Annotated in this window: 19 protein-coding genes; 8 read left to right on the forward strand and 11 right to left on the reverse strand. The window is 65.5% G+C overall.

Features of this window, described 5'->3' with window-relative positions; translation table 11 throughout:
• Nucleotides 1-33: 33 nt before the first annotated feature.
• The gene (locus ACTPOI_RS00860) at nucleotides 34-1,317 is read right to left on the reverse strand and encodes an amidohydrolase family protein (protein WP_440105566.1); all 1,284 of its coding nucleotides are present in this window, start codon (nucleotides 1,315-1,317) and stop codon (nucleotides 34-36) included.
• Nucleotides 1,318-1,392: 75 nt separating this feature from the next.
• Between ACTPOI_RS00860 and ACTPOI_RS00865 the strand changes: the two genes are divergently transcribed.
• Nucleotides 1,393-1,752 (forward strand): VOC family protein, encoded by a 360-nt coding sequence (locus ACTPOI_RS00865; protein WP_440105568.1) that lies wholly within the window; start codon nucleotides 1,393-1,395, stop codon nucleotides 1,750-1,752.
• A 34-nt stretch (nucleotides 1,753-1,786) separates the two neighbouring features.
• Here ACTPOI_RS00865 and ACTPOI_RS00870 read toward each other — a convergent pair whose 3' ends face one another.
• From ACTPOI_RS00870 to ACTPOI_RS00915, 10 genes are all read right to left on the reverse strand, one after another.
• On the reverse strand, nucleotides 1,787-2,710 hold the full coding sequence (locus ACTPOI_RS00870) for an ABC transporter permease (RefSeq protein WP_409834291.1): 924 nt from the start codon (nucleotides 2,708-2,710) through the stop codon (nucleotides 1,787-1,789).
• Between the two features lie 114 nt (nucleotides 2,711-2,824).
• Nucleotides 2,825-3,886: an ABC transporter permease gene (locus ACTPOI_RS00875; RefSeq protein WP_440105570.1), complete on the reverse strand. Its 1,062-nt coding sequence runs from the start codon at nucleotides 3,884-3,886 to the stop codon at nucleotides 2,825-2,827.
• A 24-nt stretch (nucleotides 3,887-3,910) separates the two neighbouring features.
• Complete coding sequence (locus ACTPOI_RS00880) at nucleotides 3,911-5,455, reverse strand: ABC transporter ATP-binding protein (RefSeq protein ID WP_440105572.1); 1,545 nt, start codon at nucleotides 5,453-5,455, stop codon at nucleotides 3,911-3,913.
• A gap of 201 nt (nucleotides 5,456-5,656) precedes the next feature.
• A complete protein-coding gene (locus tag ACTPOI_RS00885; RefSeq protein WP_440105574.1) occupies nucleotides 5,657-6,628 on the reverse strand; it encodes a 5'-methylthioadenosine/S-adenosylhomocysteine nucleosidase in 972 nt (323 codons plus the stop codon).
• 389 nt (nucleotides 6,629-7,017) lie between these two features.
• Complete coding sequence (locus tag ACTPOI_RS00890; protein ID WP_440105576.1) at nucleotides 7,018-8,028, reverse strand: BMP family protein; 1,011 nt, start codon at nucleotides 8,026-8,028, stop codon at nucleotides 7,018-7,020.
• A gap of 224 nt (nucleotides 8,029-8,252) precedes the next feature.
• Nucleotides 8,253-8,882 carry a uracil phosphoribosyltransferase gene (gene upp, locus ACTPOI_RS00895; protein ID WP_094291073.1) on the reverse strand — a complete coding sequence of 210 codons (630 nt, stop codon included), beginning with the start codon at nucleotides 8,880-8,882 and terminating at the stop codon, nucleotides 8,253-8,255.
• Nucleotides 8,883-8,918: 36 nt separating this feature from the next.
• Nucleotides 8,919-9,923: a threo-3-hydroxy-L-aspartate ammonia-lyase gene (locus ACTPOI_RS00900; protein WP_252661231.1), complete on the reverse strand. Its 1,005-nt coding sequence runs from the start codon at nucleotides 9,921-9,923 to the stop codon at nucleotides 8,919-8,921.
• A 262-nt stretch (nucleotides 9,924-10,185) separates the two neighbouring features.
• The gene (locus ACTPOI_RS00905; RefSeq protein ID WP_440105579.1) at nucleotides 10,186-11,031 is read right to left on the reverse strand and encodes an enoyl-CoA hydratase-related protein; all 846 of its coding nucleotides are present in this window, start codon (nucleotides 11,029-11,031) and stop codon (nucleotides 10,186-10,188) included.
• Nucleotides 11,032-11,157: 126 nt separating this feature from the next.
• Nucleotides 11,158-11,967: a glycine-rich domain-containing protein gene (locus tag ACTPOI_RS00910; RefSeq protein WP_440105581.1), complete on the reverse strand. Its 810-nt coding sequence runs from the start codon at nucleotides 11,965-11,967 to the stop codon at nucleotides 11,158-11,160.
• A gap of 184 nt (nucleotides 11,968-12,151) precedes the next feature.
• On the reverse strand, nucleotides 12,152-13,699 hold the full coding sequence (locus tag ACTPOI_RS00915; RefSeq protein ID WP_440105583.1) for a helicase HerA-like domain-containing protein: 1,548 nt from the start codon (nucleotides 13,697-13,699) through the stop codon (nucleotides 12,152-12,154).
• Nucleotides 13,700-13,779: 80 nt separating this feature from the next.
• Here ACTPOI_RS00915 and ACTPOI_RS00920 point away from each other — a divergent pair, with 80 nt between their 5' ends.
• From ACTPOI_RS00920 to rng, 7 genes are all read left to right on the forward strand, one after another.
• The gene (locus ACTPOI_RS00920) at nucleotides 13,780-14,499 is read left to right on the forward strand and encodes a YebC/PmpR family DNA-binding transcriptional regulator (RefSeq protein ID WP_015014275.1); all 720 of its coding nucleotides are present in this window, start codon (nucleotides 13,780-13,782) and stop codon (nucleotides 14,497-14,499) included.
• A 114-nt stretch (nucleotides 14,500-14,613) separates the two neighbouring features.
• The gene (gene purD, locus ACTPOI_RS00925) at nucleotides 14,614-15,894 is read left to right on the forward strand and encodes a phosphoribosylamine--glycine ligase (RefSeq protein ID WP_094291078.1); all 1,281 of its coding nucleotides are present in this window, start codon (nucleotides 14,614-14,616) and stop codon (nucleotides 15,892-15,894) included.
• On the forward strand, nucleotides 15,894-16,865 hold the full coding sequence (gene hemF, locus ACTPOI_RS00930) for an oxygen-dependent coproporphyrinogen oxidase (RefSeq protein ID WP_440105586.1): 972 nt from the start codon (nucleotides 15,894-15,896) through the stop codon (nucleotides 16,863-16,865). Before purD ends, hemF begins: the two co-directional genes overlap by 1 nt.
• Nucleotides 16,866-17,067: 202 nt before the next feature.
• Entirely contained in the window at nucleotides 17,068-17,919 is an 852-nt protein-coding gene (rsfS, locus tag ACTPOI_RS00935; protein ID WP_440105588.1) for a ribosome silencing factor, read from the forward strand.
• A 66-nt stretch (nucleotides 17,920-17,985) separates the two neighbouring features.
• Nucleotides 17,986-18,453: a 23S rRNA (pseudouridine(1915)-N(3))-methyltransferase RlmH gene (gene rlmH / locus ACTPOI_RS00940; protein ID WP_007858784.1), complete on the forward strand. Its 468-nt coding sequence runs from the start codon at nucleotides 17,986-17,988 to the stop codon at nucleotides 18,451-18,453.
• Nucleotides 18,454-18,552: 99 nt separating this feature from the next.
• Entirely contained in the window at nucleotides 18,553-19,167 is a 615-nt protein-coding gene (locus ACTPOI_RS00945) for a Maf family protein (RefSeq protein ID WP_440105591.1), read from the forward strand.
• 24 nt (nucleotides 19,168-19,191) lie between these two features.
• Nucleotides 19,192-20,682: a ribonuclease G gene (gene rng, locus ACTPOI_RS00950; RefSeq protein ID WP_440105593.1), complete on the forward strand. Its 1,491-nt coding sequence runs from the start codon at nucleotides 19,192-19,194 to the stop codon at nucleotides 20,680-20,682.
• Nucleotide 20,683 lies beyond the last annotated feature (1 nt).

Consider the following 20,683-nt stretch of genomic DNA (forward strand, 5'->3'; position numbering starts at 1 on the left):
ACGGCCGTCGAGGCATGCGAACTGTGACAGACCTCAAGAGCTGCCCGTTGAAATGAAATTTGTACTGCTTGGCCGCCCCGGCAGGCGCAACTGTGCCACCGGCGCTGGGCTGCTCGCTACCCGCTGGCCGCGCCGCCACACCCCCAGCCGCGCAGCGCGCAGGCGGATGGCCTCCACCGGGTTGCTCGCGTGCAGCAACACGAAGTCGGCGTGGCAGCCGGGCGCAATGCCGTAACCCTCCAGCCCCAGCAGGCGCGCGGGGTTCACCGTCACAGCATCAAAACATTGCCGCATGCCTGCCTGGCTGGTCATCTGGCCCACATGCAGGCCCATGTGCGCGGCCTCCAGCATGTCGCCGCTGCCGCCGCTGTACCAGGGGTCCAGCACGCAGTCGTGGCCAAACGCCACCGTCAGGCCCGCGGCCATCAGCTCGGGCACACGGGTCATGCCCCGGCGCTTGGGGTAGGTGTCGTGGCGGCCCTGCAGCGTGATGTTGATGAGCGGGTTGGCCACCACGCCCAGGTCGGCCTCGGCCATCAAAGGGATGAGCTTGCTGACGTAGTAGTTGTCCATGCTGTGCATGGAGGTGAGGTGCGAGCCCGTCACGCGGCCGTGCAGGCCCAGGCGCTGGGTTTCGTACGCCAGGGTCTCGACGTGGCGCGAGTGCGGGTCATCGCTCTCGTCGCAGTGCATGTCCACGCGCTTGCCGCGCTCAGCGGCCAGTTCGCAGAGGATCTTCACGCTCTCAGCCCCCTGGGCCATGGTGCGCTCGAAGTGCGGAATGCCGCCCACCACGTCCACACCCATATCGAGCGCGCGTTTCAGGTTGTCGAGCCCGCCGGGGGCGCGGAGCACGCCGTCTTGCGGGAAAGCCACCAGTTGCAAATCCAGGTACGGCGCCACGCGCTGCTTCACATCCAGCAGCGCCTCCACCGGCAGCAAGCTGGGGTGGCTGGTGTCCACATGGCTGCGGATGGCCAGCAGCCCGCGCGCCACGGCCATGTCGCAGTACTGCAGCGCGCGCTGCACGATGGTGTCGTGGGTCAGAGTGGGCTTGAGTTCGCCCCACAGCGCAATGCCTTCGAGCAGGGTGCCGCTCTCGTTCACGCGCGGCTGGCCGTAGCTCAGGGTCGAATCCATGTGGAAGTGCGCGTCCACAAACGGGGGGCTGACCAGCAGGCCGCCGGCATCCACCGTTTCATGCGCGGGGGCTTGCAGACCTTCGGTCACTTCGGTGATGCGGCCGCCCTGCACGGCGATGGACATGTTCCGGCGGCCGTCGGCCAGGGTGGCGTGGGTGATGAGCAGGTCGAGCATGGTGGGGAGTGTAGATATTCGTCTGGACGTACAGGCACACTGCGGGGTCTCAATCAGAAAGGGAAAGGGTCATCCATGAACGCACATGAAAAGCTGAACTACGTCGAATTTGCCGCGCGCGATTTGCCTGCCACCAAGTCGTTCTTTGAAAAGGCCTTTGCATGGGCCTTTGTGGACTATGGCCCCGAATACACAGCCTTCTCGGGCCAGGGGCTGGACGGCGGCTTCTTTCAGGCCAGTCTGTGCTCCACCCCGGCCACTGGCGGCGCCTTGCTGGTGTTCTACAGCGCAGACCTCGAAGCTACATTGGCCAAAGTGGTACAGGCGGGTGGCCATGTGGTCAAGCCGGTTTTCGACTTTCCGGGTGGGCGACGCTTTCACTTCACCGAGCCCAGCGGCAACGAGTTTGCGGTGTGGTCCGACCCGAGGGGGTGAATGAATCGGGCGTGGTGGGCGCATTCGCATCTTCTCATCGCTCCCCCTTGCGATACGGCTTCATCAGCGCCTGCGGATACGCCGCCTTGCGTGCCACCAGCACCAGCGCCAGGATGGACAGCAGGTAGGGCAGCATCAGATACACCTGGTACGGCAGCCACGCATCGCCCGCCTGCTGCAGGCGCAGCTGCAGCGCGTCAAAAAAGGCAAACAGCAGCGCACCCAGCAGCGCCTTGCCGGGCCGCCACGACGCAAACACCACCAGCGCCACGCAGATCCAGCCGCGCCCGTTGATCATGTTGAAGAAAAACGCGTTGAACGCCGACAGCGTGAGGAACGACCCCGCCACGCCCATCAGCGCCGACCCCGCCACGATGGCGCCGGTGCGGGTTGCCGCCACCGAGATGCCCTGGCCTTCGGCCGCTTGCGGGTTCTCGCCCACCATGCGCACTGCCAGGCCGAGCGGTGTGCGCAGCAGCACCCAGGCCAAGAGCGGCACCAGCAGCAGGGCCAGCAGCGTGAGCGGCGTCTGTGCCGACAGGATCGGAATGCCCAGCCACTCCATGGGTGCAAACGGTTCGATCGTGGGCGGCGTGTTCACCTTGGGGAAGCTCACGCGGTAGCCGTAGTAGCTGAGCGCCGTGGCCAGCAGCGTGATGCCCAGCCCCGACACATGCTGCGACAGCGCTAGCCCCACCGTGAGCCATGCGTGCAATAGCCCGAAGACAGCGCCCGTGAGCGCTGCCACCAGCACCCCGGTCCACAGTCCATGGCCTGCGTACACCGTGAGCCAGCCGGCGAAAGCCCCGGCCACCATGATCCCTTCAATCCCCAGGTTGAGCACCCCGGCGCGCTCGCACAGCAAAACCCCCAGCGTGCCCAGGATGAGCGGGGTGGCCACGCGCAGTGTGGCGATCCAGAACGCGGGGTTGGCGAGGATGTCGAGCAGTTCGGTCATGCGGCTGCTCCGGCATGGTTTGCTTTGTTTTTGATAGCTAAAAAGGCATGATGGACGCGCGGTAAAGGCCCATTTTTATTGAAATTCTGGTGTGAATGGGGGTTCATGCTGCCCTCACTTCCAGCGCACGCGGTACTGCGTCAGCAAGCCCGCCACCAGCACTGCGATCAGCGAGGTCGCCACGATCACATCTGCAATGTAGGTGGGCACGCCCACCGCCCGGCTCATGCTGTCGGCCCCTACCAGCACGCCCGCCACAAAGGTGCCCGCCGCGATCACGCCCAGCGGGTGCAGCCCGGCCAGCATGGCGATCACGATGCCGCTGTAGCCGTAGCCGGGTGACATGTCGAGCGTCACATAGCTGGTGCGGCCCGCCACCTCGATGGCACCCGCCAGCCCGGCCAGCCCACCCGACAGCAAGGCCACGAGCACGACAGTGCGGGTAATGGGCACACCTGCAAACGCCGCCGCCCGCGCATTGGCCCCGGCAGCGCGGATGTCAAAGCCCGGCACCGTGCGCGCCAGCAGCGCCCACAGCATCACGGCCAGCGACACCGCCCAGAGCAGCCCCGTGTGCAGCCGCGTCTGCGGCACCAGCTTGGAGAGTTCCAGGTCGCCTTGCAGTGCCACGCTCTGCGGCCAGCCCATCGAGAGCGGGTCTTTCATCGGCCCATCCAGCAGCGCCGAGACGAGCAGCAGCATGATGAAGTTGAGCAGCAGCGTGGTGACCACCTCGTCCACGCCCAGCCTTGCTTTCATCAGCGCAGGGCCCAGCAGCAGCGCGGCGCCCGCGAGCGCGGCCGCCAGCATCACCAGTGGAAAGAGCACATAGGGCGACCACTCCAGCCCCGTGCCGCCATGCATGCCGCCCACCGCCACAGCGGCCAGCGCGCCTGCATAAAGCTGCCCCTCGGCGCCAATGTTGAACAGCCGCGCGCGGAAGGCCACGGCCGCTGCCAGCCCGGTCATGATCAGCGGCGTGGCGCGGGTGAGGGTTTCGGTCAGTGCAAACACCGAGCCGAACGCGCCTTGGAGCAGCAGCGCGTAGGTCTGCCCCACCGGCGCGCCTGCCCACAGCACCAGCAGGGCGCTGACGATCAATGTGAACACCACAGCACCCACCGGTGCCAGCACGTAGGCGGCGGGGGAGGTGTGGTTGCGTTTTTCGAGTCTCATGTGGGTTGTTCTTGTTGTTGTCGCTCAATGTGCAGCGCCTGCCATCGCGAGGCCGATGGCTTCGCGCGTCCAGCCTTCTGCGGGCCGGGCCTCGCTCAGGCGCCCGTCATGCATCACCGCCACGCGGTCGCCCAACGCCAGCACTTCGTCGAGGTCGTCGGAGATCAGCAGCACGGCGGCGCCGTTGTCACGGGCTGTGATGAGTTGCTGCTGCACAAACATCACCGCGCCAATGTCCAGCCCCCAGGTGGGCTGGTGGGCCACGATGAGTTGGGGGGCGGGCGCGGTGTTGTCCGCGCCATTCTGTGGCGGCATCAGCGCCCGGCCCAGGATGAGCTTTTGCATGTTGCCGCCCGACAGCGACCGCGCAGGCGCATCCGGTCCGCCGCCGCGTACGTCAAAGGTCTCGACCACCTGCTTTGCATGCTGGCGCGCCGCGCGGCGTTTGACCCAGAAGGCGCGAAACCATGGGTGTGCAAACCAGGGGCCGCGCAGGCGTTCGGATACGGCGTTCTCCCACACGGGCAGGTCACCCACCACGCCCACGGCGTGGCGGTCTTCGGGGATGCGGGCCACGCCTTGGCTGACCAGCCATGCGGGCCGGGCTTGCAGAGGGGCGCCGCGCAGGGTGACCGCGCCCGAGGAGGCTGCGCGCACGCCACACAACACATCGGCCAGCGCCACCTGGCCGTTGCCGCTGACGCCTGCAATCGCCACGATCTCGCCCGCGCGCAGGGTGAGGGACACATCGTTCAGCCGGTCGCGCCCTGTGGGGGCGGTGCTGACGTGGGTCAGGGTGCAGATGGGCTCGCCCATGTTCTTAGCGGGGCGGCGCTTGGCCGCTTCAATGGCATGGCCCACCATCCATTGCGCCAGCTGCCCTTGCGTGGTGCCCTGCGCAGGCGCCTCGGCTACCAGCTTGCCCTGGCGCAGCACGGCCACGCGGTGTGAAACGCGCAGCACTTCGCCCAGCTTGTGGCTGATGAAGATGATGGACAGGCCCTGCGTCACCATCTGCGCCAGGGTATCGAACAGCGCCTCGCTCTCCTGTGGGGTGAGCACGGCGGTGGGTTCGTCCAGGATGAGGATGCGCGCGCCCCGGTAGAGCGCTTTCAAAATTTCGACCCGCTGGCGCTCGCCCACTGAAAGGTTTCCGACGCGCGCATCGGGGCTGACGGGCAGGCCAAACTGCTGCGACACGGCCAGCAGCTTGGCGCGCGCCTCGCTGCGGCGCGAGAAGGGCTGCCACAGCGGCTCGGTGCCCAGCAGCACGTTGTCCAGCACCGTGAGGTTGTCGGCCAGCGTGAAGTGCTGGTGCACCATGCCAATGCCCGCCGCCAGCGCCGCGCGCGGCTGGCCGGGCGGCAGGGGCTGGCCGAAGACCTCGATGCTGCCTTCGTCGGCCACGTAGTGCCCGAACAGGATGGACATCAGCGTAGACTTGCCCGCACCGTTTTCGCCCAGCAGGGCCAGCACCTCGCCGCGTGCGAGGGTCAGGCTGATGCTGTCGTTGGCGACGAGCTTGCCGAAGCGTTTGGTGATGCCCGACAGGCGCAGGACGGGTTCCATGTCAGGCCTCCGCAGTGCTGCGCGCTGGCTGCGGTGGGCTGTCACTCCCTCTCCCTTCGCGGGAGAGGGCTGGGGAGAGGGGGCTCCGCGCTAAAGCCAGGCAGAGCGCGTGCTTCCACGCGCCCCCTCTCCCCAACCCCTCCCCCGCGAGGGGGGAGGGGCTACCGGCGCATCGCGAAGGCCGTTGTGGGTTCATTGCGCTCATTTCCAGGCCGACAGAAACGCCCGCAGCACCTTGGCCGAATTGGCGGCCGCCAGGCCCATGAACGTGCCCATCTCGTTCTCGCCTTCGCCGCCACCGGCCAGGTCGCTCAGCGAGCGGAACGCGATGTAGGGAACGCCGTTGCTGTGGGCCACCATGGCGGTAGCGGCGGTTTCCATGTCGAGCACGTTGGCCTCGAAGGTCTTGAAGGCGTATTCGCGGAAGGCCTTGTTGTCTACAAACGCCTGGCCCGACACGCCATTGCCGCCCACCACCAGCTGCGGGCGCTGCTTGAGACAGGTGGCGGCCAGGCAGTGCTCCAGGCCCACGTTCTGCAGGCTGCGGGCAGTGGCCAGCATCTTCGGGTCGGCCTCAAACCAGAACTTCTTGATGATCTGGGGGTTGGCGGCCGTCCGAACCTCCACCGGGCGTGGGTGCATCATGCCGAAGGCGGGCATCGTCAGCTCGCTTTTCATCCAGGCGGGGGCGCTGTATTGGCCGGGCTGGTCTTCGCGCGCCATCAGCCATTCCATGTACTGGCCCCACTGTGCAGGCACCGTCACGTCGCCAATGTGCAGGCTCGGGTTGACGCCACCGGCAATGCCGCTGAAGACCACATGGCTCACATTGAAGCGGTCCAGCACCAGCTGCGTGTTCATGGCCGCGTTGGTCATGCTGATGCCGGAGAGGAACACCACCACCGGCTTGCCTTCGAGCGTGCCAGTGGTGAATTCAACGCCGTTGATGCGGTGTTTGGCGGGCTGTTGCACTTGAGGCAGCAGCACCGTCAGCTCCGGCGCAAAGGCGGAGATGACGGCGATGCGGGGTGTGTCGTCCAGCCGGACCGCCGTCTTGCTGGTGGGGCTGGATGCGCAACCGGCCAGCGCACCCGCCAATGCCAGTGCTCCCAGCAGCCGGGTGGAATGAGAGGTGATGGCGTAGCGCAACAGGGTGGATGAGGAGGTGGTCATGGAGATACCAGGTAGGGACAGAGACGGACGGATAACGACAACGAAAAGGGCCACCGCGATGAGTGGTGGCCCAGGTGTTTACCCGCTTTGTCTCGCATGGGTGATTTGGAGTGGCTGACAAAGCTCAGAGCATCGGTTCTGGTCTGGGATCCTTTGCACGAATCGAGCGGCAAGTGTGCGCTGCGGATCGGAGCGGGCTGCAAGGCGCAAAAACGCAGCAATAGCCGTAGCTATTGCGAGTATTTGCAACGATGCAGACCGCCCGAGACCGCAGATGCAAACGGCGCGATGATTTGTGCAGAGGATCCCTGAGCGCTGTGTCGCAGGCAGTACTGCAAGTACGACAAGACGCAGCAACAACGCCAGAAGAGGTTTGTCATCCACTCCGCTTACTTGGCCGTGGACTTGGGCTGGCTGTCGTCCACCTTCACGGTGAACTTGCCGGCCAGGATGTCGGCCTCTTTCGCCTTGACCTTGGCGACGATGTCTGCGGGCACCTTCTTCTCGAACGTGCCCAGGGGCGCGAGTTCAGAGCCCTTGTGCTTCATCATCGAATACGGGCCGTAGTCCTCGGCTGTGAACTTGCCCTCTTTGACCAGCTTGAGCGCGCGGTCGATGCTGGGTTCCATGTGCCAGATGGCCGATGCCACCACCGTGTCGGGGTACTTGTCCTGGGTGTTGATCACGTTGCCGATGGCGAGCTTGCCCTTTTCCTTGGCCGCATCACTCACGCCAAAGCGCTCGGCATAGAGCACGTCGGCGCCCTTGTCGATCATCGCGAAGGTGGCCTCCTTGGCCTTGGGTGGGTCAAACCAGCTGTTGATGAAGGTGATGGTGAACTCGACCTTGGGATTGGTCTCTTTGGCTCCCGCCATGAAGGCATGCATCAGGCGATTCACCTCGGGGATGGGGAAGCCGCCCACCATGCCGATCTTGTTGGTCTTGGTCATGCCTCCAGCGATCATGCCGCTCAGGTACGCGGGCTCCTGGATGTAGTTGTCGAACACGCTGAAGTTGGGCGCCTGCGGCTTGCCGGAGGAGCCCAGCAGGAAGGACGTTTTGGGGAAGTCCTTGGCCACCTTGCGGGCGGCGGCTTCCACCGCAAAGGCCTCGCCCACGATGAGCTGGTTACCGCCCGTGGCGTACTCGCGCATCACGCGTTCGTAGTCGGCGTTGCTGACGTTCTCGCTTGCTTTGTATTCGATCTCGCCGCGCGCTTCGGCGGCCTTGAGCGCCTTGTGGATGCGGCTGACCCATTGCTGCTCGAAGGGTACCGTGTAGATCGCCGCGACCTTGAGCTTGGACTGCGCTGTGGCCAGTGAGGGCGCCATCGCCATGGCAGCCGAGAGGGCCAGGGAGGTGCAGAACAGGCGTCCGGTGAAAAGGCGGCGAGTGGTCATGGTGGGGTTCCTTCAGACAAACGAACAAAGGGTTGGAGGTGCCTTTGTCAAGCAAGGAGCGCGCCAGTAGGCCCCCCGGACTGCGGCAAACCGCTGGCAAGTCTGCCAGAGGAAAGCCACCAGGTGGTAAAAATTTGCGGACGCGGACAAGCCACCATGAAAAAAGCCACTGCCGGGCTCCATGGCCCTGCGGTGGCTGGTGCACGCCCCGGCGCGCTGTGCTCTTATTTGGTGCCAAAAATGCGGTCGCCCGCATCACCCAGGCCCGGCAGGATGTAGCCGTGGTCGTTCAGCTCGCGGTCGATGGCGGCGGTGAAGATGGGCACATCGGGGTGGGCCTTCTGCAGCGTGGCCACGCCTTCGGGGGCGGCCAGCAGGCAGACGAACTTGATGGAGCGGGGGTTGAGCTTTTTCAGGCGGTCCACACAGGCCGCGGCCGAGTTGCCGGTGGCCAGCATCGGGTCCACCACGATGATGTCGCGCTCGTCCATCTCGGACGGCATCTTGAAGTAGTACTCCACCGGCTGCAGCGTGGCCGGGTCGCGGTACAGGCCGATGTGGCCCACGCGGGCGCCGGGCACCACGTTGAGCATGCCGTCCAGAAAGCCGTTGCCCGCGCGCAGGATGGAGACCAGCACCAGCTTCTTGCCGTCGATGACCTTGCCGGTCATGGTTTCCAGCGGGGTTTCGATCTCGATGTCCTGCAGCGGCATGTCGCGCGTGACTTCGTAGGCCATCAGCGTGGAGAGTTCGCCCAGCAGGCGGCGGAAGCTGTTGGTGCTCGCGTCCTTTTTGCGCATCAGCGTGAGCTTGTGCTGGACGAGGGGGTGAGTGATGACGGTGACGTTGCTCATGGCAGGAAGTAGGAAATTGCTTTTTTGAAATGGGCATCAGTCTGCCAGAAACCGCGAGTAGCGCGGCAGATCGACGTTCCCCCCGCTCACGATCACGCCCACGCGCTCGCCGTGCAGCAGCTTGGCGCCATCGTCTTCGCCCGAAAAGGCCTGCGCGCCAGCAAACGCCAGAGCGCCCGTGGGTTCAACGACCACTTTCATGCGCGCTGCAAAAAAGCGCAAGGCTTCGATGAGCTGCTGGTCGCTCACGGTGACGATGTCTTCGACATGCTCGCGGATGATGGGGTAGGTGAGTTCGCCCAGGCTCGGTGCCTGCGCGCCGTCGGCGATGGTGTGCGGGTTGGGAATGCGCACGATGTGGCCCGCGCGCAGCGATTGCTGGGCGTCGTTGGCCGTCTCGGGCTCGACGCCGATCACCTTGCACCGGGGCGCCAGCGCCTGCGCGGCCAGCAGGCTGCCCGAGAGCAGGCCGCCGCCGCCCAGGCTGACAAACAGGTAGTCCAGGTCGGGCACCTCCTGCAGCAGTTCCAGGGCGGCCGTGCCTTGGCCCGCAATCACATGGGGGTGGTCGAACGGCGGGATCAGCGTCATGCCACGCTCGCGCGCCAGCTGGCGGCTGATGGCCTCTCGGTCTTCGGTGTAGCGGTTGTAGGTGACCACCTGGGCGCCGTATTCGCGCGTGGCGGCCATCTTGGAGGCGGCGGCGTCCTCGGGCATTACCACCAGGGCAGGCATATCGAGCAACCGGGCCGACAGGGCAATGGCCTGCGCATGGTTGCCGGCCGAGAAGGTGAGCACGCCATGTTCGCGCTGCGCGTCGCTGAACTGGGCCAGCGCGTTGTAGGCGCCCCGGAACTTGAAGGCACCCGTGCGCTGCAGGTTCTCGCACTTGAAGAACAGCTTGGCGCCCAGCCGCTCGTCGATGGTGTTGCACCGCATCACCGGTGTGTGGTGCGCCACGCCTGCCAGCCGCCGGGCGGCGGCGGCCACGTCGTCATGGGTGGGCAGGCTCACAGAGGGGGGCATGCTGGGCACGGTCATGGTGGCGTCCTTGCAGCGGGGCGTGGGCCGCCCCGGGTTTCCACATGATAGCCCTTTGGGTCCAGAGTTGGCGCAAAAATAGCTGCCAGCGCGCGATGGGTAAGCGCGGGTAGCTATGAATTTGGTAGTGCACGAGGTGTTTGCCCTCAGAGCCTGGCCCGGCTCCGGCCCTTGAGGCCTGCGTCGCAGGCGGCCGGGCGGTCCAGCGATCTGCGGCTGGGGGGCGGAGCCGTCCGCCAGCCTCGTCCGCCAGCTCCGTCCCTCAACCCTGTTCGCTGAAGCGGATCAGCGGCGTAAGCGCCGGGAACTCACCCGCCCGCTTTTGCTTCATCGCCGTGACGGACTCCATCACATGTCGGTTGCTCCAGATGGCGCCTTGCAGCCAGCCCATCTGGCGCAGGCTGTCTTCCACGCTGTGGTCGCGCGCGTAGTTCACGGCCTGCTTGGTGCCCCAGATGGCGACAGGGGGTTTGCTGGCAATCTCTTGCGCGCACTGCAGCGCGGCGGCCACCATGGCCTCTGGCGTGTCGAAGACTTCGTTGACAAGGCCGTGGCCCTGGGCCCTTTGCGCGCTCAGGCGGCGGCCGGTGTAGGCCAGTTCTTTCACCACACCCAGCGGGATGAGCTTGGGCAGGCGCTGCAGCGTGCCCACGTCTGCCACCATGCCGATGTTGATCTCCTGGATGCAGAAGAACGCGTCGGCCGTGGCATAGCGCACGCAGGCCGTTGTCACCATGTCCACCGCGCCGCCGATGCAGCCGCCCTGGATAGCCATGATGACGGGGATGCGCAAGCTCTCGATGCGGGTAAAGGTGGCCTGCATGTCGGTGAGCAGGTCAAAGATGGCGGCGCGGCCCTCGGGGCTCTGGTCGTCCATGGTGATGGCGCCGCCAAAGGTTTCGAGCGCCATGCCCGCGCTGAAGTGTTTGCCGGTGCTGCTGACGACCAGCGCGCGCGCCTCGCCGCTCTTGTTTAACGCAGCCAGCACCTCGTCCAGCTCGCGCCAGAAGGTGGGGTGCATAGTGTTCATGGCCTCGGGGCGGTTCAGCACCAGGTGGGCCACATGGTTGGTGATGCTGAGGGAGAAGCAGGTGAGGGTGGTGTTCATGGTCCGTCACTGTAGACCCGCTGGTCGCAGGCGGGTCGTCGCCTGGGTGACTTTCGATGAATGTGGCTGTCTCTGCCTGTCTGTGTTGGGTTTCTCGCTATAAATAGAGGAGCAAAATGGTGGAGGTCAGTCGCCGCCCCCGCCGCCGCAGCCACCACCGCCATCTCCCCCTCCGTCCCCGCCACCTCCGTCCGAGCTTTCCGCGCCGCCAAAGTCGCCTGCGCTGCCGCTGTAGCTGCCATCCGAGAAGCTGGTGCCGCAGTAGCTGTCGCCGCCGCTGCCGCCCGCGTCGCTCTTGCGGGCGATATCGGAGCAGTCGGGCACGTAGGTGAAGCCCCCGGCAATGGCGAACTTGGCATCCAGCGCAAACAGCAGGGGCAGGCGGCTGGGGGCCTTGGGGTCGATGGATTCTTCCTTGCAGGCCCAGTACCAGCAGCGGCGCAGGCCGTCGTTGTGGCGGGCTTTCTTGCCCAGAGCCTCGGCCGGGGTGTGGTGCAAGAAGAAGCCCAGGGCGTTGTGGCACCACAGCTTGTAGGCCTGCGTGTGCAGGATGAACTCGTGCCACAAAGCATCCACGGCCTTGGATGGCATGGCCACAAAGTCCTTGTTGCTGCGCAGGCAGGCCATGAAGAACTGGCGCAGGCCGCGTTCGACCAGATCACAGTCGCGGGGGCTCAGGTGGGGGTAGACCTCGCGCAGCTTGCGCTGCAGAAAGCGGGGCAGGGGGGCTTCGCGGATGTAGCGCTCGCGCACGGCGGTGGTCCAGCGGATCAGCACCACGGTGAGCAGCACCGTGACAAACACATACAGCAGCCAGATCCACCGGAGCTTCCACACCCCGGCAAACACCCCGATGAAAGCCAGCACCCACAGGACGATGGCTGCCTGGACCACCTTATTGCCCCAGCGCACCAGGGCGTGTTCTACGCGTTGCATCGTGTCCCTCCTTGTTGTTGTGTGTTTCGGCCATTGCACGGCCGCAATGTGACCAAATCGTGACAAACGCGTGGCATTGTCGCCAGCCTGTCACAAGGCCACCACACCTTCGGAGGGCTCTCGGTGGCAGCGGGGCGCGGGGCGGCAGCTGCCCGACCGCGCCGCCGCGCCACCCCTTCTCCGTTCAGCGGCGCTTGCTGCCGCCGCCGAAGATGCCGCCCAGCACGCCGCGCAGGATCTCCTTGCCCACGTTGGTGCCCACGGTGCGCACGGCCGACTTGGCCATGGTCTGCACCAGGCCGTCCTTGCGCCCGCCGCGCGGGCCGGTGGTGCCAAACAGCAGGTCGTTGAGGAAGCTGCTCTCCTGCGGCTGGGCCCCGCCCGGGGCTGTGCCCACGGGGCTGGCACCACCCGCTTTGCGGCTGGCAGGCGTGCTTGCGGGTGCGGGCGGGGCGTTTTCGGCGCGGCCCTTGAGCTTTTCGTAGGCGGATTCGCGGTCCACCGTGGTTTCGTACACACCGGTCACCAGCGAATTGGCCATCAGCGCCTGGCGTTGCTGCGGGGTGATGGGCCCCAGCTGGCTGCCCGGGGGCAGCACGAACACGCGCTCGGTCACGCTCGGGCGGCCCTTGGCGTCCAGAAAGCTCACCAGCGCCTCGCCCACGGCCAGCTCGGTGATGGCGGTTTCGATGTCCAGGCCCGGTTTTTGCCGCATGGTGGTGGCCGTCGCCTTCACGGCTTTCTGGTCGCGCGGGGTGAAGGCGCGCAGCGCGTGCTGCACGCGGTTGCCCAGTTGGGCCAGCACGCTGTCGGGGATGTCGAGAGGGTTCTGGGTGACAAAGTACACGCCCACGCCCTTGGAGCGCACCAATCGCACCACCAGCTCAATGCGCTCGATGAGCACCTTGGGCGCCTCGTTGAACAGCAGGTGGGCCTCGTCGAAGAAGAAGACCAGCTTGGGTTGCTCGGGGTCGCCGATTTCGGGCAGTTGCTCGAACAGCTCCGACAGCATCCACAAGAGGAAGGTGGCGTACAGGCGTGGCGAATTCATGAGCTTGTCGGCCGCCAGGATGTTCACCACGCCGTGGCCGTCCACCGTCTGCATGAAGTCCTGGATGTTGAGCATGGGCTCGCCGAAGAACTCGCTGCCGCCCTGTTGCTCGATTTGCAGCAGCCCGCGCTGGATGGCGCCCACGCTGGCGGCGCTCACGTTGCCATATTCGGTGGTGAATTCCTTGGCGTTGTCGCCCACGAAGGTGAGCATGGCGCGCAGGTCCTTCAGGTCCAGCAGCAGCAGTCCGTTGTCATCGGCGATCTTGAACACCAGGTTCAGCACGCCCAGCTGCGTCTCGTTCAGGTTGAGCATGCGGCCCAGCAGCAGCGGGCCCATGTCCGACACCGTGGCGCGCACCGGATGGCCTTGCTCGCCAAACACGTCCCACAACGTGGTGGGGCAGGCCAAAGGTTCTGGCAGACCCAGGCCGCGTTCCTTGAGCACGCCCGCCAACTTGTCGCCAATCTTGCCCGGCTGGCTGGCGCCTGTGAGGTCGCCCTTCACGTCCGCCATGAACACCGGCACGCCAATGCGCGAGAAGTTCTCGGCCAGGGTCTGCAGCGTCACGGTTTTGCCCGTGCCGGTGGCACCGGTGATGAGCCCGTGGCGGTTGGCCAGGCCGGGAAGCAGGTGGCATTCAATGGTGTCGTGCTTGGCAATCAGCAGGGGTTCGGCCATTTGGGGTTTCCTCGGGGGTACAGGTTCGGCAAAAAGTAAAATCGCGCTCAGTAGATTAAATCAATACAAAAGGATCTCTCGTGGCAGGACACAGCAAATGGGCGAATATCCAGCACCGCAAAGGGCGGCAGGATGAAAAACGCGGCAAGATCTGGACCCGCATCATTCGTGAAATCACTGTGGCCGCCCGTGCCGGTGGCGGCGATCTGTCTGCCAACCCCCGCCTGCGCCTGGCGGTGGACAAGGCCAAGGCGGCCAACATGCCCGCCGACCGCATCAAATACAACATCGACAAGGCCACGGGCAACGCCGAGGGCCTGACCTACGAAGAAATCCGCTACGAAGGCTATGGCATTGGTGGCGCGGCCATCATGATCGACACCATGACCGACAACCGCGTGCGCACCGTGGCCGAAGTGCGCCATGCGTTCAGCAAACACGGCGGCAACATGGGCACGGAAGGCTCGGTGGTGTTCCAGTTCAAGCACTGCGGCCAGCTGATTTTTGCCCCTGGCACCAGCGAAGACAAGGTGATGGAAGTGGCCTTGGAGGCGGGTGCCGAAGACGTAGTGACCGACGAAGACGGCGCGGTGGAGGTGCTGACCGCCCCTGCCGACTTTGAAGCCGTGAAAAACGCGCTGGAGGCCGCAGGCCTGACGGCCGAGGTGGCGGGTGTGACCATGCGGCCCGAAAACACCATCGAACTGACTGGCGAAGACGCCGCCAAGATGCAAAAGCTGCTGGATGTGCTGGAAGACCTGGACGACACCCAAGAGGTCTATCACAACGCGGCGCTGTGACTTTGCACCTGCAGGTCGCCGCTTTTTTCTTGCCCTGACTTGTTTTCCGACTGATATTTCCCCGAACCCCACCCAGCAGCGCAGCGCTCTGGGCCGGGTTCACCAAAGGTTCCTATGAAAGTACTTGTGATTGGTGGCGGCGGCCGTGAACACGCGATGGCGTGGAAACTGAGCGAGTCCCCCAAGGTGACCAAGGTGTTTGTGGCACCCGGCAACGGTGGTACGGCCTTGAACCCCAAGCTCGAAAACGTGGCGATCTCCGATGTGCGCGAGCTGCGCACCTGGGCCCAGGCCGAGAAGATCGCGTTGACGGTGGTGGGCCCCGAGGCCCCCTTGGCGGCCGGTGTGGTCGATGAGTTCCGTGCCAACGGCCTGCGCATCTTCGGCCCCACCAAGGCGGCTGCCCAGCTCGAAAGCTCCAAGGCGTTCAGCAAGGCCTTCATGCGCCGCCACGGCATCCCCACGGCCGACTACGACACCTTCACCGACCCGGCGGCGGCGCACGCATTTGTGGACCGGCTGGGTGCGCCAATCGTCATCAAGGCCGACGGCTTGGCGGCCGGCAAGGGCGTGGTCGTGGCCATGACGCTGCAGGAGGCGCATGACGCTGTGGATTTCATGCTGGTGGACAACAAATACGGCGTGACACACAACGAAGGCGGCGCGCGCGTGGTGATCGAGGAATTCCTCGAAGGCGAGGAAGCCAGCTTCATCGTGCTGTGCGACGGCAAGAACGTGCTGGCCCTGGCCACCAGCCAGGACCACAAGCGCCTGAAGGACGGCGACGAAGGCCCCAACACCGGCGGCATGGGCGCTTATTCGCCTGCCCCCGTGGTCACGGCCGATGTGCATGCCCGCGCCATGCGCGAAATCATCCTGCCCACCATCCGGGGCATGGAAAAGGACGGCATTCCCTACACCGGCTTTCTGTATGCGGGCCTGATGATCGACGCCAAGGGCCAGCCCAAGACGCTTGAATTCAACTGCCGCATGGGCGACCCCGAGACGCAGCCCATCCTGATGCGCCTGAAAAGCGACTTCAGTGACGTGATGGCCGCTGCCGCTGACGGCAAGCTCGACCAAATGGAACTGCAATGGGACCGACGCACCGCGCTGGGCGTGGTCATGGCCGCCCACGGATACCCCGAGAACCCGCGCAAGGGCGACGCCATCACCGGTCTGCCCGCCGATGCGGACGATGCCGTGGTGTTCCACGCAGGCACGCAACTGAAAGACGGCGTGGTCAGCGTGACGGGCGGCCGGGTGCTGTGCGTCACCGTGCTGGCCGACAGCGTCAAGCAGGCGCAGCAGCGTGCCTATGACGTGGCACGTGGCATCCAGTTTGATGGCGCGCAGTACCGCCGTGACATCGGCTTCCGTGCCCTGAAAAGCTGATGGCTTACGCGCAAAGCATGAATGCCGCCGAGACGGTGGCGCGCGTGCGCGGCTACCTGCAGGGCCTGCAGTCCCGCATCACCGGTGCCCTCGAAGCTGTCGAAGGCGAGGGCGGAGCACGTTTTCTGGCCGACGCCTGGAGCAAGCCGCCCGGCGAGCCGCTGCAGGGCGATGGCATCACCAAGATCATGGAGGGTGGCCGGGTGTTTGAACGCGCGGGCTGCGGCTTCAGCCACGTGCGTGGCCCGCAGCTGCCGCCCTCGGCCACGCAGCACCGGCCCGAACTGGCGGGAGCGCCGTTCGAAGCCATGGGCGTGTCGCTGGTGTTCCATCCGCGCAACCCGTATGTGCCCACGGTGCACATGAACGTGCGCATGATCGCTGCCGGGCACCCCGGCCAGGAGCCCACCTGCTGGTTTGGCGGCGGCATGGACCTCACGCCGTACTACGGGTTTGAAGAGGATGCGGTGCACTTTCACCGCACCTGCCGCGATGCGCTCAACGCCTTTGGTGAGGACAAGTACCCACGCTTCAAGCAGTGGTGCGATGAGTATTTCTTCCTCAAGCACCGCAACGAGCAACGCGGCGTGGGCGGCGTGTTTTATGACGACTTCTCGGAGCTGGGCTTTGAACAAAGCCTGGCGATGACGCAGTCGGTGGGCGATGCCTTTCTGGGGGCCTACCTGCCCATCGTGGCAAAACGCCAGAACACGCCCTTTGGCGAGCGCGAGCGCAACTTCCAGCTCTACCGCCGGGGCCGCTATGTCGAGTTCAACCTGGTGTGGGACCGGGGCACGCACTTTGGCCTGCAGTCGGGCGGGCGCACCGAGTCCATCCTGCTGTCCATGCCGCCGCTGGTGGCCTGGTCGTACCAGCGCTCTGACGCCGCCGATTCGGCCGAAGCCGAGTTGCTGCAGCGCTTTCTGGTGCGCCGGGATTGGCTGGCCAGCGCTGCTGCGGCGGCGTGCTGACGGGGTAAAAAGCGCAAAAGCTATAATTTCAATAGCTGGCCGCGCTTTTTACACAGGCGCAGGAGCCCTAAAACACCCCAAACCAACGCTGCGCCAGGTTGCAACACCGGCGCAACAACACGCAGCACCCGAGGCGCAGCCCTATTGGTTGCACGCCGTGTTGCGCGCTATATTGATCCATTCCCTCTCTAATCACCGCCTGATGACCACCTCCACCAAATCGGAAACCGCCGCCAAAAAAGACGTCACCAAACTCCAGCGCGCCATCGTGGATGGCCTGGAAGACGTCAAGGCGCAAGACATCCAGGTTTTCAACACCGAGCATCTCTCGCCGCTGTTTGAACGGGTGATCGTGGCATCGGGCACCTCCAACCGCCAGACCAAGGCCCTGGCCGCCAGCGTGCGTGATGCGGTCAAGGAAGCCGGGTTCTCCAAACCCCGCATTGAGGGCGAGGACAACGGCGAGTGGATCATCGTGGACTGCGGCTCGGCCGTGGCGCACATCATGCAGCCCGCCATCCGCCAGTACTACCGCCTGGAAGAGCTGTGGGGCGACACCCCCGTGCGCCTGAAGCTGGGCGCTGCCAAGCCCCAGTCGAGCGCCGCTACCGAGCTGGCCGAGAAGAAGTCGGCCCAGAAGGCCGCCAAGTCGGGCGCCAAAGCCCCTGCCAAGAAGGCAGCGGCCCCTGCGGTAGCCGCCCGCTCGGGCAAGGCCACGGTGAAGGCCGTCGCCAAGACCGCTGCGAAGACAGCCGCCAAGACGCCCGTCAAGGCAGCACCCAAGCCCGCCGCAAAAACGGCGGCCAAGGCGACACCTGCCAAGACAGCAGCCAAGACCACCGGTGCAGTGGCCGCCAAGAAGCCCGCCGCCGCCAAGACGCCTGTCAAGACGGTGGTGGTCAAGCCCGGCGGCGCCAAGAAGCCTGTGGCCAAGAAGTCGTCACCTGCAGCCAAGGCCCCCGCACGCGCCGCAGCCAAGCCAGCTTCTGCTTCGGCACCCAAGGCAGCTGCCAGCAAGCCCGCCGCCAAGAAGGCCCCGGCCCGCAAGGGTTGATCTGCGGCCGCAGGGCGCCCGGCTGGGTGCGCTGCGGAAACCACCCCCACGCATCCAGGTTGATCCATGAAGCTGCTTATCGTGGCGGTCGGGCAGCGGGTGCCCGACTGGGCACAAACGGCCTACGACGACTACGCCAAACGTTTTCCGCCCGAACTCAAGGTCGAGCTCAAGGCCGTCAAGACCGAGCCACGCGGTTCCAAGACGCTGGAGACGCTCTATGCCGCCGAGCGTGAGCGCATCGAAGCCGCGATCCCGCGCGGCACGCGCGTGGTGGCGCTGGACGAGCGCGGCACCAACCTCACCACCAAGGCCCTGGCCGAACGCCTCAAGGGCTGGCAGCTGGGGGGCGATGATGTGGCGCTGGTCATCGGCGGCCCCGACGGGCTGGACCCGGCTTTTCGCCAGGCCGCGCATGAACGCATTCGCCTGTCCGACCTGACCCTGCCGCATGCCATGGTGCGCGTGCTGCTCATCGAGCAGCTGTACCGGGCCTGGTCGGTGAACGCCGGGCACCCCTACCACCGGGAATAAAGCGGTTACCCGTGCTGCTGACTCAATTTACTATTGTTTTGATAGCTGCTAGCGCTTGATGGTCAGGCGCTGAGGCCGATTTTTATTCAAAATCTGTTCATGCCTGACTTTATCTACCTCGCCTCCCAAAGCCCCCGCCGACGCCAGTTGCTCGAACAGCTGGGCGTGCGCCACGAACTGCTGCTGCCCAATGTGGACGGCGACGAAGCCGAGGACACCGAGGCCATCGAAGTGGTGTTGTCCGGCGAGGCGCCCACGGCCTACGTGGAACGCGTCACCGGCCTCAAGCTGGATGCCGCCGTGGCCCGGCGCGCCCGCCGTGGCCTGCCAGACGCCCCCATCCTCTGCTCCGACACCACCGTGGCCCTGGGCCGCACCATCTACGGCAAACCCGACGATGCAGAGCATGCCGCGCGCATGCTGGCCGAGCTGGCGGGGCACGAGCACCGCGTGCTCACCGCCGTGGCGCTGCAGGTGGGCGGCAAGCGGCTGGCTGCGCTGTCAGTGTCGCGCGTGACCTTCGCCGCCATGACACCCGCGCAGATCGAAGCCTATGTGGCTACGGGCGAGCCGCTGGGCAAGGCCGGTGCCTATGGCATCCAGGGCCGGGCTGCGGCGTATGTGGAACACCTGGCGGGCAGCTATTCGGGCATCATGGGCCTGCCCATGTACGAGACAGCGCAACTGTTGCGCGCGGCGGGCTTCCCTCTATAAGCAAAACAACAGGCTTACCCAGTCATGCAACAAGACATCCTGATCAATTGGTCGCCGCAGGAGACGCGCGTGGCCGTGGTGGAGCACGGCGCCGTGCAGGAGCTGCACATCGAGCGCACGCTGGAGCGGGGCCTGGTGGGCAACGTCTACCTGGGCAAGGTCTCGCGCGTGCTGCCGGGCATGCAGTCGGCCTTCATCGACATTGGGCTGGAGCGCGCGGCCTTCTTGCATGTGGCCGACGTGTGGCAACGCCAGCCCGATGGCGAGCCGCCCGCGTTCGCCCGCAAGACCGAACCCCAGGTGCCCATCGAAAAGCAGGTGTTCGAAGGCCAGGCGCTCATGGTGCAGGTCATCAAGGACCCTATCGGCACCAAGGGCGCGCGCCTGTCCACACAGATCAGCATTGCAGGCCGCCTGCTGGTGTTCTTGCCGCAGGACGACCATGTGGGCGTGTCGCAGAAGATCCCTCCTGCCGAGCGCGATGCCCTGCGCGCGCGCCTGCAGGCGCTGGTGGGCGACAAATCCACGGGCGGGGGCGGCGGTTTCATCCTGCGCACCAATGGCGAAGATTCCACTGACGAGGAACTGGCCGAAGACATCGCCTACTTGCGCAAGACCTGGGCGCGCATCAAGGAGGCATCGCTCAAGCTGCCCGCCATGTCGCTGCTGCACCAGGATCTTGATTTGCTGCAGCGTGTGCTGCGTGATCTGGTGGGCGACCACACGCAGACCATTCGGCTCGATTCGATGGAGCAGTTCCAGCGCCTGCGTGCCTTTGGGCAGGAGTTCATGCCCGCAGCCGCAGGCAAGCTGCAGCACTACAAGGGCGAGCGGCCCATTTTTGACCTGTACTCCATCGACGAGGAAGTGGCCAAGGCGCTGGGCCGCCGGGTGGAGCTGAAATCGGGCGGCTATCTCATCGTGGACCAGACCGAGGCGCTCACCACCATCGACGTGAACACCGGCGGCTACGTGGGGGCGCGCAATTTTGACGACACCATCTTCAAGACCAACCTGGAGGCCGCGCAGGCCATTGCCCGCCAGCTGCGCCTGCGCAACCTGGGCGGCATCATCATCGTGGACTTCATCGACATGGTGCGCGAAGACCACCAGCAGGCGGTGCTGTCGGAGTTCAAGAAGCAGCTTGCGCGCGACCGGGTCAAGACCATGTCGTCCGGCACCTTCTCGCAACTGGGCCTGGTCGAGATGACACGCAAGCGCACCCGCGAGTCCCTGGCTCACATGCTGTGCGAACCCTGCGAGGTCTGTCAGGGCAAGGGCAGCGTGAAAACCGCGCGCAGCGTGTGCTACGACATCCTGCGCGAGATCCTGCGCGAAGCCCGCCAGTTCAACCCGCGCGAGTTTCGCGTGGTGGCCTCGGCCCGGGTGGTGGAGCTGTTTCTGGACGAAGAAAGCCAGCATCTGGCGGGGCTCTCCGACTTCATCAAGAAGCCCATCTCGCTGCAGGCCGAAAGCGCGATGGGGCAGGAACAGTACGACATCGTGCTGCTGTAGT

The sequence above is a fragment of the Acidovorax sp. BL-A-41-H1 genome (genome assembly GCF_051942715.1).

Coding starts and splice junctions, on each gene's coding strand:
- ACTPOI_RS00860 (WP_440105566.1), bottom strand. CDS start 1,317: ATGCTCGACCTGCTCATCACCCACGCCACCCTGGCCGACGGCCGCCGG.
- ACTPOI_RS00865 (WP_440105568.1), top strand. CDS start 1,393: ATGAACGCACATGAAAAGCTGAACTACGTCGAATTTGCCGCGCGCGAT.
- ACTPOI_RS00870 (WP_409834291.1), bottom strand. CDS start 2,710: ATGACCGAACTGCTCGACATCCTCGCCAACCCCGCGTTCTGGATCGCC.
- ACTPOI_RS00875 (WP_440105570.1), bottom strand. CDS start 3,886: ATGAGACTCGAAAAACGCAACCACACCTCCCCCGCCGCCTACGTGCTG.
- ACTPOI_RS00880 (WP_440105572.1), bottom strand. CDS start 5,455: ATGGAACCCGTCCTGCGCCTGTCGGGCATCACCAAACGCTTCGGCAAG.
- ACTPOI_RS00885 (WP_440105574.1), bottom strand. CDS start 6,628: ATGACCACCTCCTCATCCACCCTGTTGCGCTACGCCATCACCTCTCAT.
- ACTPOI_RS00890 (WP_440105576.1), bottom strand. CDS start 8,028: ATGACCACTCGCCGCCTTTTCACCGGACGCCTGTTCTGCACCTCCCTG.
- upp (WP_094291073.1), bottom strand. CDS start 8,882: ATGAGCAACGTCACCGTCATCACTCACCCCCTCGTCCAGCACAAGCTC.
- ACTPOI_RS00900 (WP_252661231.1), bottom strand. CDS start 9,923: ATGACCGTGCCCAGCATGCCCCCCTCTGTGAGCCTGCCCACCCATGAC.
- ACTPOI_RS00905 (WP_440105579.1), bottom strand. CDS start 11,031: ATGAACACCACCCTCACCTGCTTCTCCCTCAGCATCACCAACCATGTG.
- ACTPOI_RS00910 (WP_440105581.1), bottom strand. CDS start 11,967: ATGCAACGCGTAGAACACGCCCTGGTGCGCTGGGGCAATAAGGTGGTC.
- ACTPOI_RS00915 (WP_440105583.1), bottom strand. CDS start 13,699: ATGGCCGAACCCCTGCTGATTGCCAAGCACGACACCATTGAATGCCAC.
- purD (WP_094291078.1), top strand. CDS start 14,614: ATGAAAGTACTTGTGATTGGTGGCGGCGGCCGTGAACACGCGATGGCG.
- hemF (WP_440105586.1), top strand. CDS start 15,894: ATGGCTTACGCGCAAAGCATGAATGCCGCCGAGACGGTGGCGCGCGTG.
- rsfS (WP_440105588.1), top strand. CDS start 17,068: ATGACCACCTCCACCAAATCGGAAACCGCCGCCAAAAAAGACGTCACC.
- rlmH (WP_007858784.1), top strand. CDS start 17,986: ATGAAGCTGCTTATCGTGGCGGTCGGGCAGCGGGTGCCCGACTGGGCA.
- ACTPOI_RS00945 (WP_440105591.1), top strand. CDS start 18,553: ATGCCTGACTTTATCTACCTCGCCTCCCAAAGCCCCCGCCGACGCCAG.
- rng (WP_440105593.1), top strand. CDS start 19,192: ATGCAACAAGACATCCTGATCAATTGGTCGCCGCAGGAGACGCGCGTG.